The 15737-nt window shown below is 45.0% G+C and carries 20 protein-coding genes; 9 read left to right on the forward strand and 11 right to left on the reverse strand.

Going from position 1 to position 15737, the window contains the following annotated elements; translation table 11 throughout:
- Window positions 1-18: 18 nt before the first annotated feature.
- Both ACRRQV_RS03830 and ACRRQV_RS03835 read right to left on the reverse strand, forming a co-directional pair.
- The gene (locus ACRRQV_RS03830; protein WP_432527858.1) at window positions 19-1911 is read right to left on the reverse strand and encodes an ABC-F family ATP-binding cassette domain-containing protein; all 1893 of its coding nucleotides are present in this window, start codon (window positions 1909-1911) and stop codon (window positions 19-21) included.
- Window positions 1911-2543 (reverse strand): HD domain-containing protein, encoded by a 633-nt coding sequence (locus ACRRQV_RS03835; RefSeq protein ID WP_432527860.1) that lies wholly within the window; start codon window positions 2541-2543, stop codon window positions 1911-1913. Before ACRRQV_RS03835 ends, ACRRQV_RS03830 begins: the two co-directional genes overlap by 1 nt.
- A 520-nt stretch (window positions 2544-3063) precedes the next feature.
- Here ACRRQV_RS03835 and ACRRQV_RS03840 point away from each other — a divergent pair.
- Window positions 3064-3264: a cold-shock protein gene (locus ACRRQV_RS03840; RefSeq protein WP_432527862.1), complete on the forward strand. Its 201-nt coding sequence runs from the start codon at window positions 3064-3066 to the stop codon at window positions 3262-3264.
- Window positions 3265-3340: 76 nt separating this feature from the next.
- On the opposite strand, the gene ACRRQV_RS03845 is transcribed toward ACRRQV_RS03840, so the two are convergent.
- Both ACRRQV_RS03845 and ACRRQV_RS03850 read right to left on the reverse strand, forming a co-directional pair.
- On the reverse strand, window positions 3341-5305 hold the full coding sequence (locus ACRRQV_RS03845) for a hypothetical protein (RefSeq protein ID WP_432527864.1): 1965 nt from the start codon (window positions 5303-5305) through the stop codon (window positions 3341-3343).
- 18 nt (window positions 5306-5323) lie between these two features.
- Complete coding sequence (locus tag ACRRQV_RS03850) at window positions 5324-6550, reverse strand: ATP-grasp domain-containing protein (protein WP_432527866.1); 1227 nt, start codon at window positions 6548-6550, stop codon at window positions 5324-5326.
- Between the two features lie 155 nt (window positions 6551-6705).
- On the opposite strand from ACRRQV_RS03850, the gene ACRRQV_RS03855 reads away from it, so the two are divergent.
- A complete protein-coding gene (locus ACRRQV_RS03855) occupies window positions 6706-7275 on the forward strand; it encodes a GNAT family N-acetyltransferase (protein WP_432527867.1) in 570 nt (189 codons plus the stop codon).
- Between the two features lie 208 nt (window positions 7276-7483).
- Here the strand turns inward: ACRRQV_RS03855 and ACRRQV_RS03860 are convergent, their stop codons facing one another.
- Window positions 7484-7675, reverse strand: coding sequence for a zinc-finger domain-containing protein (locus tag ACRRQV_RS03860; RefSeq protein WP_432527868.1), 192 nt, complete (start codon window positions 7673-7675; stop codon window positions 7484-7486).
- Between the two features lie 145 nt (window positions 7676-7820).
- Here ACRRQV_RS03860 and ACRRQV_RS03865 point away from each other — a divergent pair, with 145 nt between their 5' ends.
- From ACRRQV_RS03865 to ACRRQV_RS03880, 4 genes are all read left to right on the forward strand, one after another.
- Window positions 7821-8504 carry a queuosine precursor transporter gene (locus ACRRQV_RS03865; protein ID WP_432527870.1) on the forward strand — a complete coding sequence of 228 codons (684 nt, stop codon included), beginning with the start codon at window positions 7821-7823 and terminating at the stop codon, window positions 8502-8504.
- Between the two features lie 8 nt (window positions 8505-8512).
- Window positions 8513-8902, forward strand: a complete 390-nt coding sequence (locus ACRRQV_RS03870) for a ribonuclease HI family protein (protein ID WP_432527872.1) — start codon at window positions 8513-8515, stop codon at window positions 8900-8902.
- 112 nt (window positions 8903-9014) lie between these two features.
- On the forward strand, window positions 9015-9215 hold the full coding sequence (locus ACRRQV_RS03875; protein ID WP_432527874.1) for a hypothetical protein: 201 nt from the start codon (window positions 9015-9017) through the stop codon (window positions 9213-9215).
- 27 nt (window positions 9216-9242) lie between these two features.
- On the forward strand, window positions 9243-9563 hold the full coding sequence (locus ACRRQV_RS03880; RefSeq protein ID WP_432527876.1) for a hypothetical protein: 321 nt from the start codon (window positions 9243-9245) through the stop codon (window positions 9561-9563).
- Window positions 9564-9573: 10 nt separating this feature from the next.
- Here ACRRQV_RS03880 and ACRRQV_RS03885 read toward each other — a convergent pair whose 3' ends face one another.
- A complete protein-coding gene (locus ACRRQV_RS03885; protein ID WP_432527878.1) occupies window positions 9574-9696 on the reverse strand; it encodes a hypothetical protein in 123 nt (40 codons plus the stop codon).
- 72 nt (window positions 9697-9768) lie between these two features.
- Between ACRRQV_RS03885 and ACRRQV_RS03890 the strand changes: the two genes are divergently transcribed.
- Complete coding sequence (locus ACRRQV_RS03890; RefSeq protein ID WP_432527880.1) at window positions 9769-10890, forward strand: PQQ-dependent sugar dehydrogenase; 1122 nt, start codon at window positions 9769-9771, stop codon at window positions 10888-10890.
- Window positions 10891-11043: 153 nt separating this feature from the next.
- Here the strand turns inward: ACRRQV_RS03890 and ACRRQV_RS03895 are convergent, their stop codons facing one another.
- Genes ACRRQV_RS03895 through ACRRQV_RS03905 form a run of 3 tightly spaced genes read right to left on the reverse strand, consistent with a single transcriptional unit; the run spans window position 11044 to window position 12814 of the window.
- Complete coding sequence (locus ACRRQV_RS03895) at window positions 11044-11541, reverse strand: GNAT family N-acetyltransferase (RefSeq protein WP_432527882.1); 498 nt, start codon at window positions 11539-11541, stop codon at window positions 11044-11046.
- 15 nt (window positions 11542-11556) lie between these two features.
- Entirely contained in the window at window positions 11557-12567 is a 1011-nt protein-coding gene (locus tag ACRRQV_RS03900; RefSeq protein ID WP_432527884.1) for a S66 family peptidase, read from the reverse strand.
- 40 nt (window positions 12568-12607) lie between these two features.
- Window positions 12608-12814: a hypothetical protein gene (locus tag ACRRQV_RS03905; RefSeq protein ID WP_432527886.1), complete on the reverse strand. Its 207-nt coding sequence runs from the start codon at window positions 12812-12814 to the stop codon at window positions 12608-12610.
- Between the two features lie 192 nt (window positions 12815-13006).
- Here ACRRQV_RS03905 and ACRRQV_RS03910 point away from each other — a divergent pair, with 192 nt between their 5' ends.
- Window positions 13007-13651, forward strand: a complete 645-nt coding sequence (locus ACRRQV_RS03910) for an SDR family oxidoreductase (RefSeq protein WP_432527888.1) — start codon at window positions 13007-13009, stop codon at window positions 13649-13651.
- A gap of 277 nt (window positions 13652-13928) precedes the next feature.
- Here the strand turns inward: ACRRQV_RS03910 and ACRRQV_RS03915 are convergent, their stop codons facing one another.
- Together ACRRQV_RS03915 and ACRRQV_RS03920 are read right to left on the reverse strand one after the other, a co-directional pair.
- On the reverse strand, window positions 13929-14186 hold the full coding sequence (locus ACRRQV_RS03915) for a hypothetical protein (protein WP_432527890.1): 258 nt from the start codon (window positions 14184-14186) through the stop codon (window positions 13929-13931).
- A gap of 73 nt (window positions 14187-14259) precedes the next feature.
- Window positions 14260-14757 (reverse strand): cupin domain-containing protein, encoded by a 498-nt coding sequence (locus ACRRQV_RS03920; protein ID WP_432527892.1) that lies wholly within the window; start codon window positions 14755-14757, stop codon window positions 14260-14262.
- Window positions 14758-14924: 167 nt separating this feature from the next.
- Between ACRRQV_RS03920 and ACRRQV_RS03925 the strand changes: the two genes are divergently transcribed.
- Window positions 14925-15728 carry a TIGR00266 family protein gene (locus ACRRQV_RS03925; RefSeq protein WP_432527894.1) on the forward strand — a complete coding sequence of 268 codons (804 nt, stop codon included), beginning with the start codon at window positions 14925-14927 and terminating at the stop codon, window positions 15726-15728.
- The last annotated feature ends 9 nt before the right edge of the window (window positions 15729-15737 follow it).

Genomic DNA, 15737 nt, shown 5'->3' on the forward strand with positions numbered 1-15737 from the left:
TAAATTCCTCCTGTTGAATTAGTTGGTTGACTCTGCAAGGTCTTGAAGGTATGTCCAGCGTTCGATCAACTCATCATACTGCTCAGTCAACGCGTTTATTTCTTCGGTCAGCTTGTTAAGTTTTTCAAAGTCGGATCCAGCAGCTGCCATATTTTCTTCGCGATCTTCGATTTTTGCTTCTACATCTGCAATGTCATCGAGAATCGTGCTGTATTCTTTTTGCTCTTTGAACGTCATTTTCTTTTTCGGTTTTTCAGGCTTTAACGCCTCCGCCACAGGTTCAGGTGCTGCGACTTCTTCAATTGCTGCTTCAGGCTGTGCTTTTTCCTTAATAAAATCAGAATACAATCCTTGGTATTCCAAAATTTCTCCTGTGCCAGTCGTCCATAGTTTGCGGGCGATGCGGTCCAAGAAAAAGCGGTCATGGGAAATGGTGATGACGACGCCAGGGAAGTTTTCCAAAAAGTCCTCTAATACCGAAAGCGTCTGAATGTCTAAATCGTTTGTCGGCTCATCCAAAAACAAAATATTTGGCTGTTCCATCAACAATTTCAACAAGTACAAGCGCTTGCGCTCGCCGCCGGACAATTTCCCAATTTGAGTGCCGTGGGCATTAGACGGGAATAAAAACCGTTCCAGCATTTGCGTGGCAGACAATCTGACGCCTTTTACCGCTTCGTAATCGCTTGAAATTTCTTGAATGTATTCAATCATGCGCTGCGATTCATCCATTTCCGGCAAGTGCTGGGTGAAATGGGCAATCTTGACGGTGCTGCCGTAGGCAATCTTGCCTTCAGTCGGCTTGTACTCCTCCGCCAGCACTTTCATGAGCGTCGATTTTCCTGCGCCGTTTGGTCCGACAATGCCGATTCGGTCGCCGCCTTGCAGCAAGAAATCAAACCCGCTGAAAATGACATTGCCGCCAAATGCCATGCCCAGGTTTTCGCCTTCAATAATTTTTTTGCCGAGGCGCTGGCTTTGCATCGATAATTCAAGGGATGTGTTGTCGTTTTCGGTTTTGACGTTTTCTTGGATTTCTTCAAAACGCTGAATGCGTGCTTTTTGTTTTGTTGAACGGGCTTTCGCTCCGCGGCGGATCCATTTTAACTCCGAACGGAAACGGTTTTCCAGCTTTTGCTGGGACGAAGCATTCATTTCATCGCGTATGGCTTTGTTTTCCAAATAGTCGCCGTAATTCCCTTTATGGGTGTACATCGTCTGGTCTGCCAGTTCAAAAATGTGGGTGGACACTGCATCCAGGAAATAGCGGTCATGCGTCACGAAAAGCATCGCGCTGTTCATGCGAAGCAAGGTTTCTTGCAGCCATTCTGTCGAAATCGCATCAAGATGGTTGGTCGGCTCATCAAGCAAAATCAAGTCTGCAGGTTCGATCAACGCTTTAGCTAATGCCACTCGCTTTCGCTGGCCGCCGGACAATTCGCTAATGTTTTGGTCAAACATGTCGATGCCAAGTTTTGTCAGTGCCGTTTTGGCTAACGCATTGATGTCCCATGCGTTTTCACGCTCCATGCCTTCCTGGATCTTCATCAATTCTTCTTGCAGTTGCGTCGAACTGGAGTCGACCATCATATTTTTCAGTGCTTGTTCATATGAACGATTCAAGGCGAGTATCGGCGATTGTCCGGAAAAGACCGTTTCCAACACCGTCAATGATTCATCGAATTCGGGTTCTTGCATCAAATACGTGATTTCATATTTTTTAGGATGATCCATCGAAATGGAATCGGCTTCCATGTCTCCAGCCAAAATGCTCATCAATGTTGATTTTCCTGTCCCGTTTACGCCGATCAATCCAGCTCGCTCTCCGGGATATAACGAAAACTCTACATCTTTAAATAAAGTTTTCGCTCCTACTGTCTTTGTTAAGTTGGTAATATTTAAATGGCTCATTATTCCCCATCCGTTTCCTTTTGTAGTTGCTCTAAAAAGGATAACATAAATTGATGGCGTTCTTCAGCCATTTGCCTTCCTTTGTCCGTCGACATGCGGTCTTTTAATAAAAGAAGCTTTTCATAAAAATGAGTGGTGCTGCTTTTTTGCACCGAACGGTATTCTTCTTCACTCATTGTTGTTCTCGGCTTTTCGTTCCAGTCATAGAGTTTATGTCCTTTGGCGCCGCCAAAAGCAAATGTCCGTGCAATGCCGATTGCCCCAATGGCGTCTAATCGGTCTGCGTCTTGAACGATGCGAGCTTCAATCGTTTCAGCAGTAAGGCCATTTCCGCCTTTAAACGAAACCGAACGAATGATGGATTCGACTGCAGCCTTTTGTTCAAGTGAAAGGTTAAGGCGATCTAGGATATCTTTTTCCAAGTCTTCTCCGTCTTTCCGGTATTTTGGGTCGGAAACATCGTGCAGCAGCACCGCCAATTCGACAAGAAACGCATCGCCTTGTTCCTCTGCCAAAATCATTTTGGCATTTTGCATCACCCGTTCGATATGCTGCCAGTCATGGCTCGCATCAAAAGTATCGTATATCGCTTTTACTGCCGTTTTGCATTGTTCAATGGTTTGTCTATTCATGGTTTTCTCCTTTTATATAAATTCAACTCAGTATTCGACTTGTCGATATTCCGCAAAACAGCTGCAACGCTCTTTCATGTCTCGAAGCTAGCGAAGCGATGCAGAGACAGGAGCACAGTTTTAATTGCCGCGGGCTCGCAGGCAAGCATGGGCCAAACAGCTTTTGGCCCATGCTTTGCGCCGAAGCAATAAGACGAGTGGTCTTCTCGGCTTATTGCGAGAGCCAAAGAGAGACCCAAAGTTGCGGGCCTCTTTGGCGACGAGCTTGCGCAGGAGCACTATTCTTTGCCTTTCCCAAAGCGTCCGAAGCGGTATATGAAATGACGATTCTTAAGTTCAACTTATATACATGCTTAATTTCATTTCAATCATTCATTCCCTTATTTAGTATAACCTGTAGTGCCTCATATACTAAATCATGCCGCCATTGACGATTTTCCGCGGTTCATGTATAGTATAACCACATTAAAAGTGACTTTTAATGGATCCACGATATGGCTCAATAATAGGAGGAACGTGCATGCACCAGGGCAAAGTAAAATGGTTTAACACGGAAAAAGGGTACGGTTTTATTGAGTACAACAATGGCGATGATGTTTTCGTTCATTTTACAGGGATTCAAGGAGAAGGATTTCGCACGCTCCAAGAAGGCAAAAGCGTATCTTTTGAAATTATTGATGGAAATCGTGGTCCTCAAGCATCCAACGTTATCGAGCTGTAACCGTTATTCATTTTAAACAATAAACAGAGACCCGGGGAAATTTCCCCGGGTCTCCTTTTTTAGTTCTTGGATTTGTTTACAACCATGTATAAGTTTGGCCCCAGCTTTCGCGCGCCAGTTTTTCAATTTCTTCAACGTCTCCGTCTTCCACCATGTACGTATCCCCTTGTTCATATGGGTTGTAATGGAAAGCGTACATACGGGCAACAAATTGATGGAACGGCAGCGATGATTCGCCTTCAAGCTCGCCGTTTCCGTGGACGCTTGTTTCAATTCCTTGGCCCCAGTTTTGCCCGCTGTCGTTGTTCGGGTTGTAGAAGTACACACGGTATTCTTCGTCAGGATCTTGTGCAATCCGCTGAATCGAAACGGCGTGAAGCCCAAGCAACTTCCCATGGACGTTGGTAATGTAAATTCCGACCGGATTTGGATAAATCATTTCATAGCCTTCGTTGTACAACGGATGGTGCGTTGCATAGAACAAGCGAACAAACGCATCATAGTCAGTCACAAATCCGGATACCGGATCGATGATGTTGACGAATCCTCTTGGAATCCATTCGCCGTAAAATTCTGGATTGACCCATTTATGTCCGTCTTCTCCGCGCAGCAAGGTTCTCTTCATCATTTCGTTGTAGATTTTGTCCAAATGCGGAACTAAGACACTTGAAACCGGATCCAGTTCGTGGTGGATTTCTCCTGCAACGCCATCTTCGATTGCACTTGAATGAATCGCTTCGCCTTCAAATGTTACGTCGATGTCGTTTTCACGGACACCGCGCGCCACATATTCAAGCAGCTGGCCAATGCCGTGCTGTGCCCAAAGACTGATTGCACGAGCTGATTGGCAAGTTGGATTTAAGCCTTGGCCAATGCCAAGCGGCTGGCCAAGAACGGTCACTACGCCGCCAATGAGCACGCCATTCGCTGAAAGGCCAGCTTTCCGGTATTCCGGGCGCAATATGCGTTTTTTCACTTCTGGACGGATGTCGATATCAAACAGGCGTTTAATTGCCGGAATCAACGGCTCTTGCGTCAAGACGCCGCGGTCAAGCATACGCGACAAACCGTAAATTACTTTGCTTGTCTGCGGGTATACGGAAAAATGGATGATATCGCGAACAAGCTCGGTGTTGGCATTAAAGCTTGCTGTACCCATTTCAGTCAAATTCAACATTTCCGGAATCAATTCCGGTTTGCTGCGGTTTAAGTAGCGCAAGAAAATCGCTGCTACTGGAGCCACTAGTCCGGTTTTATTCATCGATTCCGCAAAATCCTGTGCTTCTTTGCTCAAAGTTTCTTCGTCGGCATCGACTAGTTTTCTTCGGTAGGTTTTGTGGTCCGTTTCCTGTTCGCTCATAGCAGTTGGAGTCGTGATAGCTCTTTGGTAATAACGAAGCGTTTCTTTCGTGCTTTCTTCGATATTTTCATCGACCATTTGTGTTGCCGTTTCAATCATATTGATGATGCGGTCAACCATGATGGGGCGCTGTACGGTCAAGCGCTCAATTTCTTCCACCAGTTTATGGGCTACCGCTTTATAGGAAAGCTTGCCGCCAAGGAAACGGAAAAGCCGTTCGCCTCGCTCCAAATGTTCGCCGCCGCCTTCAACGCGTGCTTCTTCGGTCTCAGCAGGGAACAACAAATCTAGATTCAATGCCAATACTTCATTTAAAAACGCTGACGCTTCTTCCGGCGGCACTTTTTCATGCGTGTACTTCCCTTCAGATATCGCCAACATACGCATTTCACTCAGCATTTCGACGACTGAGTTGACGCCTTTAATTTTCAGCGATCCGCCGACAAAAGCCGGTTCTAAATTGTCCGCTTCTGCCCAAGGGCCGCCGTTGAATACGCCTGCTTTATCAAAATCAGCTGCATAGTCATACAGCATTTCCAAGCCCTCATCAGTGCTTGCAAGTTCTGATGCCAGTTGGAATACTTCGGTTTGATACATGCTTTTCGCAAACGGTTTTGCCTCTTCCAGTGTCCGGAGGGCTTGCCCAAATTTCTCTTTTGTTGTCGCTGCTTCAGTAGCCATTAAATTACCTCCAGATGATTAATGATAAAAGTCATAAGTTTCATATTGCTGCAATAGTTCAGTCATGCGAGCGCTGTCTTCTCCAAAGAAGAAAAGCGTGCCATAGTGGTTTCCGAATCCAACTCGTTCCGCCACTTTTGATGTAACCGGTATAAACAAATCATGTTTTTCAAAATACGGATCATTTTTCAGTTCAGCCGGCATGTCTAATTTTTCAATCATTCGCACGCGTGGGTAGACCATCAAACTTCCCGCATAGCCTTTTGCAGAAGTAACTTCTTCCGGGAAGAAATCTCGCAACACTTCTTTTGGCGTATCCGGATCGCTGCAAAGAATCTGTGCTTGGAATGCATTAAACCCATAGGCGCGTTCAATCAAATCAAAAATATGGCCGCCTGGTACTCGGGCCGCTACTTCACCAAAATTCAACGTGCCATCATGCGAAATAAAATATTCGGGATGAATCACGCCATACTTGATTTCAAATGAATCAACCAATTTTTGGATTTGCTCTCTGATTTGCGGACGCCACTCTTCAAGTTTCGGGGAAGCTGGCACGAAGTTGGAGTGCCCCAGCTTAACGTATTCGGTGATATTCAGGAACATAATTTCGCCGTCATGGATAAAGGCTTCACAAGAAAATTCTTGGCCATCCAAATGGCTTTCCATCAAATATGGGAATTCCTGCACTTCACTTTTATCAATGTCGCTTGCATCACGTATAACCATATGGCCTACTGTGCCCGCTTTGTTTAACGGTTTAATATGGATTGGATCATTGACGTCTCCATCTATTTTAATCAATGCATCGTTTACTCGTTTTAAAAAGCGATAAATGTCGTCTTTTGAATAAGCTTCTTCGAATACGCCTACTTTTATGCCGGACATTTGCGCTTTGCGTTTCATTAAGCCTTTATCGCGCAATAACAATGAACGGTTGAAAACGCGCGGATCGTCAAAGAATCTAGCGTTCAAAACACCGGCCCATTCCACTGTTTCTTCATATATTGGCACAGCGAGTTTAACATTCAATTTGTTAAGCTGTTCATAAAGTTCTTCCGATCCCTCGTTCAATTGATCAAAGTCCCATGGGACAAAAGGGATATCGTGGTCTTTGGCAAAGCCGACAAAATCAGGCGGGCCAACAACTACATATGGGCGGTCCAGCTTGTCCATCGCTTCGATAGCCGGCAAGCTCCATCCTAAAATAGCGGTGACTTTTTGGTTCGTATTCGTCTCTGTCATAGCAAAACTTCCTCTCGGCAATTGAAATAATAAACATACCTTAAGTATTACCTAATGCAAAAATTTATAAACCTTATATATATAAGGTTTATGCAGATAATTTCCGGGAAATTGATAAATCAATACTTTTAAAAATTTGAAAGGAAATGAGTGCGATGGAATCCTGGTTTTCGAAACTGAGGGATTACTTCCCGGCGAAAGAAATGAAGTCCGAAAAACACATGCAACTTTTGTTTGATGAAAAAAAAGGTTTTTATAAACTAGATGAAGGTCCGCAATACACTTTGGTCTATTTTGAAAAAGAAGATTTTTTGTTTATCGACTATATTTTGGTTTGCAGTTCTTCTCGAGGCAGCGGGCTTGGCAGCAAAGTCATTGAACGCGTGAAAAAGAAAAACAAAATGATCGTTCTTGAAGTAGACCCAGTGACTCAAGAAGATCCAGAATCCGGAAAACGGGTCCGTTTTTATCAAAAACTCGGCTTCGAAAAAGCCCCTTCAATCCAATATGTCCGCAAGCACCCCGTAACAGGAGAACGAAGTGAAATGGATATTTTTTATTGGTCCCCAAATACCGAATCCGACGAGTGGGTAATGGAAAAAATGAAAGAAGCATACAAAGAAGTACATGCGTTTAGAGGGCAGGACTTGTACGGCAATCCACCTCAAACTGCAGACGAAGTACTGCAGCTGGTGCAAGAGCAGCAGGCAAGCCGAGCAGAATAGCAAAAGCCCGTAAGAAACCTGCTGGTCTCTTTCGGGCTTTTCATACGTTTTAGAATTAGCGAATTAAAATTCCTCTGTGGTCCAGACTCTGGCGGCTTGCCCCTCGAGTCGCTTCGGTCTCAGCTTCCATGGAAAAAGCGCCATGGCTGCCGAGTCCTCCAGCGCTTGTCGGGGCTGAACAGCCGCCTACGCTTTTCTATACTATTTTTCAATCGTTCCCATTTTTGTTTAATTCCTGGCCTAAAAATTGCAGTTGGGAGCCGACAGTACATTGGCTGATGCAAAAACGATGAGCTGCTGTTTTCCCTTGTTCTTTGCGTATGGTCTGTTTCACAAAACAACCATCGCAATAAGTCGTCAACATTTCATCAATTTCATTAATAATGGATGTTTTATTCACGCGGTCACTCCTTAAAAAATGCCATTCTTGTATTTTACTACGCATTTGTGTTTTATTCCAACAATAGATATACTATCAGAGGACATTTTAAAGAATGCCAGCGGTTCGTGAACTCCCGCTTTATCAAAACTAAGGAGGAATTTTTTTGTTTAACGAGTTTTTTGGCCTGGGCTTTGTTCTGGCTAATTTTTTGATGCTTTTGGTGATGTACAAGTTTTTCGGCAAAGCGGGTTTGTTCGCATGGGTGGCCATTTCGACCATTTTGGCGAATATTCAAGTAACGAAAACAATTGAAATCATTGGGTTGACTGCCACTTTGGGCAATAGTTTGTATGCCTCTACTTTCCTGGCAACGGATATTCTCAATGAGAAATACGGCAAAAAAGATGCGCAAAAGGCGGTCTGGCTTGGATTTTTCTCATTGCTGATCATGATCATTGCTATGCAATTCGGCATGAACTTTATTCCAGCGGAAAGCGACTTTGCCGACCCATCGCTTCATACCATTTTCGGCTTGGTACCGCAAATTGCGATTGCAAGCATGGTGGCCTATTTAACGAGCCAGCATTTAGACGTGTTTATTTTTACGGCGCTGCGCAAAGTTTTTCCGACAGACGGCCAATTTTGGATCCGCAATAACGGATCCACATTGATTAGCCAATTACTGGATACGCTCATTTTTACGAGCATTGCGTTTTACGGCGTTTATCCATTTGATGTCTGGATTCAAATCTTCCTTTCCACGTATATTTTGAAATTTATCGTTTCGGTTCTCGATACTCCGTTTGGCTATATGGCAAAAGCCATTACGCCAGCAGACGAAAAGTAGGTGGATGCATGCTTGAAGTTTTTATAGATGCGGCTACGGCCGGTACGCCTAAAGTTAGTGCGGTTGGCGTATTTATTAGAGGCGAAGGGCATCAAGTCAGGTGGAGTGAGTACGTCGGGGAAATGGACAATCATATGGCAGAGTTCACAGCTCTCGTCAAAGGTTTGCAATTGGCGAAAGATTTATCATCCGGCATGGTTTCCATTAAATCCGATTCACAAGTTACGGTTGACGCTTTCGACCGGGGCTTTACGAAAAACCCGAATTTCAAGCCACTTTTGGAAGAAGCACTCAGCCTCGCAAAAGAATTCGATTTTTGTTTTATCAAATGGATTCCGGATTCCCAAAACAAAGCTGCAGACGATTTGGCGCGCAAAGAACTGCGCGCCCATAAATGAACAATCAAACGGCCGCTCTCCTTCTTGGATGGCGGCCGTTTTGCTATTTGCGAAAGACGCCGCTGCCGAAGTCTGGTAAGATGGAGGAAGATGAACGTATTGGAGGATTTTTATGAGAACTAAATTTGGAACGGCATTGGATATTTTTATTTTAATTATTGGTCCGTGGATCATTTACACGCGCGTGCTGGAAGTTTTGAATAATGGCATGTCAGTCTATCCCGCGATTTCCATCGTCATTGTTACGTTAGCAGTTGTTTTATCCATTTATAATTTGTATACGCTTGTCGCATCACGAAAATCCAATAAATAAAATAATGCGCATGAAAAGGTGATGTAGATGAAATTTGTTTTGTTTTATTTTATACCGCTCGTTGTATACATAGTTTTAAATAATGCCATCGACCAAATGTCTTGGCCCTATTTCATTCTTGTGATGGCTTCGTTTTTACTGTTTCAAATGACCCGCCTTCGTTTTCCGAAAGACGCGCCGCTTCCGTTTACCACGAAATTGGCCAATTGGGGGTTCTACGCCTTGACCGTCGCTTTCGTGTTCCGCGACCAATTTTTAAACCCTTTGATTGTCAATGTGGGGATCGGCATCACTGTTGGACTTGTCATCATCGATTTGTTTCAAACGAAAAAAGAGCTTTCTTCGTGAAAGCTCTTTTTCATTTGGTGAAATACCACACCGCGAACAAAATAAGGGCGGCCACAATCCAAGTGATTAGACGAATGCGGTTGCGTTTTTTGCGGACTTCTTCCTTTTCTTTTGCTTCTTTCATGAAAGCCATCGTAACACCTCCCAAAAAACAGTTTGCATTCTTTCCTCCTTCCCTTATCATGAAAAAAAGGAGGTTTTAGCGTTGAAAAAATTTCTTGTAATGCCGCTTTCATTGCTGCTGCTTGCCGCTTGCGCATCTCAAGAAACAACAGAAGAACCGAACGAATCAGATGCGCCAACCCAAGAGACGCCGGCTCCAGATGAACCGGAAGAAAATGCCGAGGAACCGGGTGATGCGAAAGAAGATCCTCCAGAAAACGCGTTTGAACCTGTCGACTCGCCGGCAGAAATCGCTTCCGGTCTCAACGTTCCGTGGTCCATCAACAAAGTCGGGAACGAATTTTACATTTCGGAACGGTCGGGAACGGTCGCCTACGTTGATGCGGACGGCAAAGTGACGCGCCAAGAAGTCGAATTTTCGGATCCTCTTGCCAATGTGCCGGAAGCCGGTTTTCTCGGATTTGTCTTAAAAGAAGATTTTGCAGAGTCGAAGGAAGCTTACGGCTATTACGTCTATGAACAAAATGGCGAACCGCTTAACAAAATTGCAGAATTTGCGCTCGAAGGCAATGTGTGGCAGGAAACAAATGTCCTGCTTGATGATATCCAAACAGGCAGCGTCCATCACGGCGGCCGCTTGGAACTGGATAGCGACGGCACACTGTTTGCAACAGTAGGCGATGCTTCTCAGCCTGAACTGGCTCAAGACTCGGACTCCAATAACGGCAAAATTTTAAGGCTCGGCGATAACAATGAATTCTCCGTCTACTCCTACGGCCACCGAAATCCGCAAGGCATTGCTTGGCGGGATAGCGAGATGTATGCTGCCGAACACGGCCAATCGGCCAATGACGAAATCAATCGAATTGAAGAAGGACATAATTATGGATGGCCGATCATCGAAGGAAACCAAACCGGCGAAGGCATGGAAACGCCTTTTGTGACAACCGGTTCGAATGAAACATGGGCGCCGAGCGGCATTGCCATCAAAGGCAATTCACTGTATGTTGCCGCCCTTCGCGGAACCGCATTGAAAGTAATCGATTTGAACACCGGCGAACTCCAAGACTCATTTGACGACTTTGGCCGAGTCCGCGATGTACTGGTTGACGGAGACAACGTATTTTTCATCTCAAACAACACAGATGGGCGCGGCAACCCTTCTGATGATGACGACAAATTGTATTATATGACCGCTCCTTAACCACTAGCTAGAAAACAAATACCCTAAACGATAACCTTCATTTTTCATGAAGTTTTCAATTAGGGTGTTTTTACTGCTTGAAGAAAGTCAAAAAAAGCGTTCTTCTTCCAATCCCAAAGCAGCTTGATTAAAAGTTTGCTCCCGCAACAGTTATTAAAGAAATTTTACCATCAAATCTTCGTCAATGTAGTTTTCAGGCGTTTTCATCGCTTTTACATCAACGCCGTAAGTTTCGAAACCGAATCGCCGATACAGATTTTTAGCGTTTTCATTGTGCGACGAAACCGTCAAATGCAGCTGCTCAAGTCCGTTCCACTTTTTGGCATGTTCAATGAGGGCAGACAATAATAAACCCGCAATCCCTTTACCCCGCTCAGTCGGTGTGACGTAGACCGCAACAATCATGGCCCGGTGGTTCATGCGAGGCGTAAGTTCACGCGACAGCGACATGTTTCCGACTAACTTGCCGGAAATAAACGCGCCAAAGGTAACAGCGGATTCAGAAGACAGCCTTTCTTTAGTGGCTTCTACCGGTTTTTTCAACGCATCTTCTAATCGGGTGGCAAAGGCATCGGGATTGTTTTTCAATGCTTCAATCCGCAATTTGTAAACTGTTTCCGCATCAGCCGGCTTCAGCTGTCTGATTTCCATGGCGATTTCCTCCTTTTATATGAACGTTTGCACAACCTTCCCTTTCCCTTCATGGACAGTAATGTCTGCGAATGTCCCATTAACGAACGTAAGTTGTGGCGGCATATGCCCGCAATCAATGTCGTAGGCGATCGGAAGGGACAACTCTTGAGCCAACTCTTTATAGGCCAATTCTGCCGTATAGCCATCGACCGCTTGATTGGCCGCACTTCTTCCGAATAAAATACCGCTGCAATTTTCAAACCAGCCCGCGTATTTCATTTGCACCAAGGACCGCCTTAAGTCGGTTATGTTCAATTCGCAGTTCTCCAAGTACCAAACAAGCGGCTCTCCCGGAATGTGCTGTTCCCGAAACTGCCGGACATTACCGAAAGGAGTTCCGATTAAGTGGCGGATGATGTCGATGCACCCGCCGAGCAAACGGCCGGAAAATTGTTCTCGGTGACCTGAAACCGTCTTCCAAACAGTCGGTTCGGTTAAATGAAATACCACCGGTGTTGTATGGTCATGGTCCCACTTTTTTTGATAGAGCAAAGAGGAAATTTGAGTTGCCGACTCGCCTTCTTTGGTTGTCAACACATCCATCCAACGCGCCGTCGTTGCATCCATCTCTTCCCCTCTAAGATCGATGAAATTGGTGCCATGGGCAGTTGCGATCCCCGTTTGCAGCGTAATGGCCAGCAGCAACCCGCTGATGTCCGAGTAGCCCAACAGCCATTTCGGCTCGATGCGGGCGAAATCCAGGTGCTCCAAAACCTCAACCATCAATTCCCCGCCCCACGGCGGCACGATGAAATCGATGGATGCGTTTTCGAACATAGCCATCAATTCCGCTGCCCGCTTATCCGCCGGAGCTGATTTGGCAAATTGCTGCGTCCAGACGGTATCTCCCAGTTTCACTTTAAAGCCTCTTCGTTTCAGTCGGTTTTCGGCTTCCAAGAGCAATCCGTGCAGTTCTTTCGATAGACCGGACGAAGGGGCCGTAATCCCTATTGTTTCGAGCGGCCGCGAAGGATAAAGAATCACCCAAAAGTCCCCTTTCGATTCGTTTTAATTTTATTTTTGCTTATGTATAAGACACGACGGCGTAAAGAATGCCACAAAGAATGACGCCTCCAAGGATAAAAAGAAAACTTTGCATTAAAAAATCCGTGAATTTATTAGGCTGTGAATCGTAATTTTTGCTGGATTCGTGCATGACGCCGTAAGATAAGCCTGAATGGTTTGCCGCATTTCCGAAATTTCCTTGTTTCCTATTTTTTCTAGGTTCCATATTCCTCTTCCTCCTCAACAGTTCAAATATATGCTTCTGGTAATCCTTATTATACTGAATTTAGTTTGTTATTAAAGTCCTATTTCAAACTATTTCGATTTGTTGTCAAAGGGATTTTCCAGTTTTCGCTTAAAGACAGAAGCGAAGGGTATAGAAAAAGTAGGATATCCTGACAAAAGAAAGGTGATGACCATGAAAGTATTAGTCGTCGGAGCAAATGGCCAAGTCGGACGGGAGTTTGTCAAATTGTTAAGCGAAGATCCGAAACACCAGGCAATCGCCATGATTCGCAGCGAAGAACAAATCAGTTATTTCAACAGCTTAAACGTTGAGACAGTGCTGCTCAGTTTGGAAGAAAGCGTCCAAGAAATTGCCGCTGCGATGGAAGGCTGCGACGCAGTGGTGTTTACTGCGGGAAGCGGCGGATCCACAGGCGCAGACAAAACCTTGCTCATTGATTTGGACGGTGCCGCAAAAACAATTGAAGCGGCCCAGCAAACAGGAACCGACCGTTTTCTTATGGTCAGCGCCATTTACGCAGACCGAAGAGAAAATTGGAGCGAAGACATGGCACCTTACTATGTAGCGAAGCACCATGCGGACAATATTTTGCGGTCAAGCGGCCTGGCTTATACAATTGTACGGCCTGGCGGTTTGACCAATGACCAAGCAACCGGAAAAATTCGCCTCGGTGAAAATTTGGATACCGGCACCATTCCGCGGGAAGATGTGGCGCGCGTCCTCTTTGAAGCTCTGTCCCGAGAAAATTTAGTCGGGAAAACGTTCGAAATTACTTCAGGAGATGAAGATATTTCCGATGCGCTGAACCAAGTGTAATAAAAAAAGATGGCTCCTATGAGGAAGCCATCTTTTTTCCGTTATTCAAAAGAAATTCAAACAATTAGGATTGGTTTTTAAAATAGTTCAAAGCTATATAAGGTGAACTACAGAAGCATCCTTTTAAACACCGCTTCGGTCGCTCTGGAAAGAGCGGCGGACTTTATCGCAAAGTATCGGCCAAATGCCGTCCGGCCACTATTTGCCTGTATGATTCGAAGCGGTTTTGCAAAATATCAGTTTCCAATTAATATTTAGTTCATCTTATATAGACCGTTTATGCCCCTACTTGTTCTTTCGTTATAAAATTTTTGATACCGATCACCAATTGGAACAAAAACGCTAGCGAACAAAAGGCAATCGCTATATAGCCCATTGTGCTAATCGGTTGCATGATCATTGTTTGAATGACGATCAGCAGCATCAAAGCAGCGAGGGCAAAATTGACGATATACGGTTTGTCGTAAAACTTTTTCGAAGCGACGCCGACAAAAATTGCTGTCGCGATTATCAGAAGCGGTAAAATAAGTGCCATGGGGATTCCTCATCCTTTAAAGAGTTTTTTTAAGTTTATCATATTTTCAAAACATTCGATACAGGATTTCGGATTATGTCAGTTTTTTGTAAGCCAAACGGCTGATAACTTCTTCGTGCTGCGGAAAATCAGCGAGCAAGTCATTTTGGCTGAACAATTTAAAGTCCGCAAACTCAAAACCCGGCGACACCATGCAGCCGACAAGCGAATAAGCCTCTTTTTCGTCAACAGTCGAACCGAATATACTTCCTTTTTTTACACAGACTTGCGGCTTTTCTCCGTTTTGAATGTTTAATCCCAGTTTTTCTTGCCGATAGTTTCCAGACTCGTCAATAATGTGGATGGTCAATGAACTGCCGGCATGAAAATACCAGACTTCATCCGACAATAGTTGATGGAAATGGGATACATCCTCTGACTGCAGCAAAAAATAAATGCTGGTGTAGAGGCTTCTTTCATCTGGATGGGTTGCTGGCGAAAAGATATGATCCGACTTCAGCGATTGCTTGAAATAACCTCCTTCCGGATGAGCTTCCATTTCGAGTTGTTTGATCCAATGTTTGGCGTTCATTCGGTTTCCTTCTTTCTTCTTTAATCGACAAATTTGATTTCATTTTTCAAAGGCTTTCCACTGGTCCCATTTTTAGAACCGATTAATTTAGTTGATTGCGAAACTTTCACGCCCTATCACCCGTATTCATTATAGAATAAGCAATTAAATCTGAGGAGGACAACAAAATGAATAACCATGAAATTGATTTTAAACTGCATGGCGATGATTTGCAGTTTGTTGAAGTGGAGCTCGATCCAAACGAAACCGTCATCGCAGAAGCGGGTGCACTCATGATGATGGAAGACGGGATTAAAATGGAAACAATTTTTGGTGACGGATCCGGTCCATCTGGCGGCAGCGGCTTGATGGGAAAACTGATGGGTGCCGGAAAACGGCTGATCACAGGTGAAAGCCTCTTTATGACAACGTTCACCAATACCGGTTCAGGCAAACGCCATGTTTCCTTCGCTTCGCCTTATCCTGGGAAAATCATTCCGCTGGATTTGAGTACGCTTGGCGGGAAAGTCATCTGCCAAAAAGACGCATTTCTGGCTGCAGCAAAAGGTGTTTCCATCGGCATTGAATTCCAGCGGAAACTCGGAACCGGCTTTTTCGGCGGCGAAGGGTTTATTATGCAAAAACTCGAAGGCGACGGCCTCGCTTTTGTCCATGCAGGCGGGACGCTTTACCGCAAAAATCTCCAAAAAGGCGAAGTGCTCCGGGTCGATACCGGCTGTTTGGTCGCCATGACGGCTGATGTCGACTACAACATCGAGATGGTGCCGGGAATTAAAACGGCTTTGTTCGGCGGCGAAGGCTTGTTTTTTGCAACGTTAAAAGGCCCGGGAAGTGTGTGGGTGCAGTCGTTGCCATTCAGTCGATTGGCTAGCCGTGTCTTTGCAGCTGCTCCTCAAAATCCGGCCGGCCGGTCTCAAGGCGAGGGCAGCATTGCCGGCGGCTTGTTCGACATACTTGGCGGCGGAAAATAAAAGACGAAA

Source organism: Planococcus sp. YIM B11945, from assembly GCF_050864155.1.
GTDB lineage: Bacteria > Bacillota > Bacilli > Bacillales_A > Planococcaceae > Planococcus.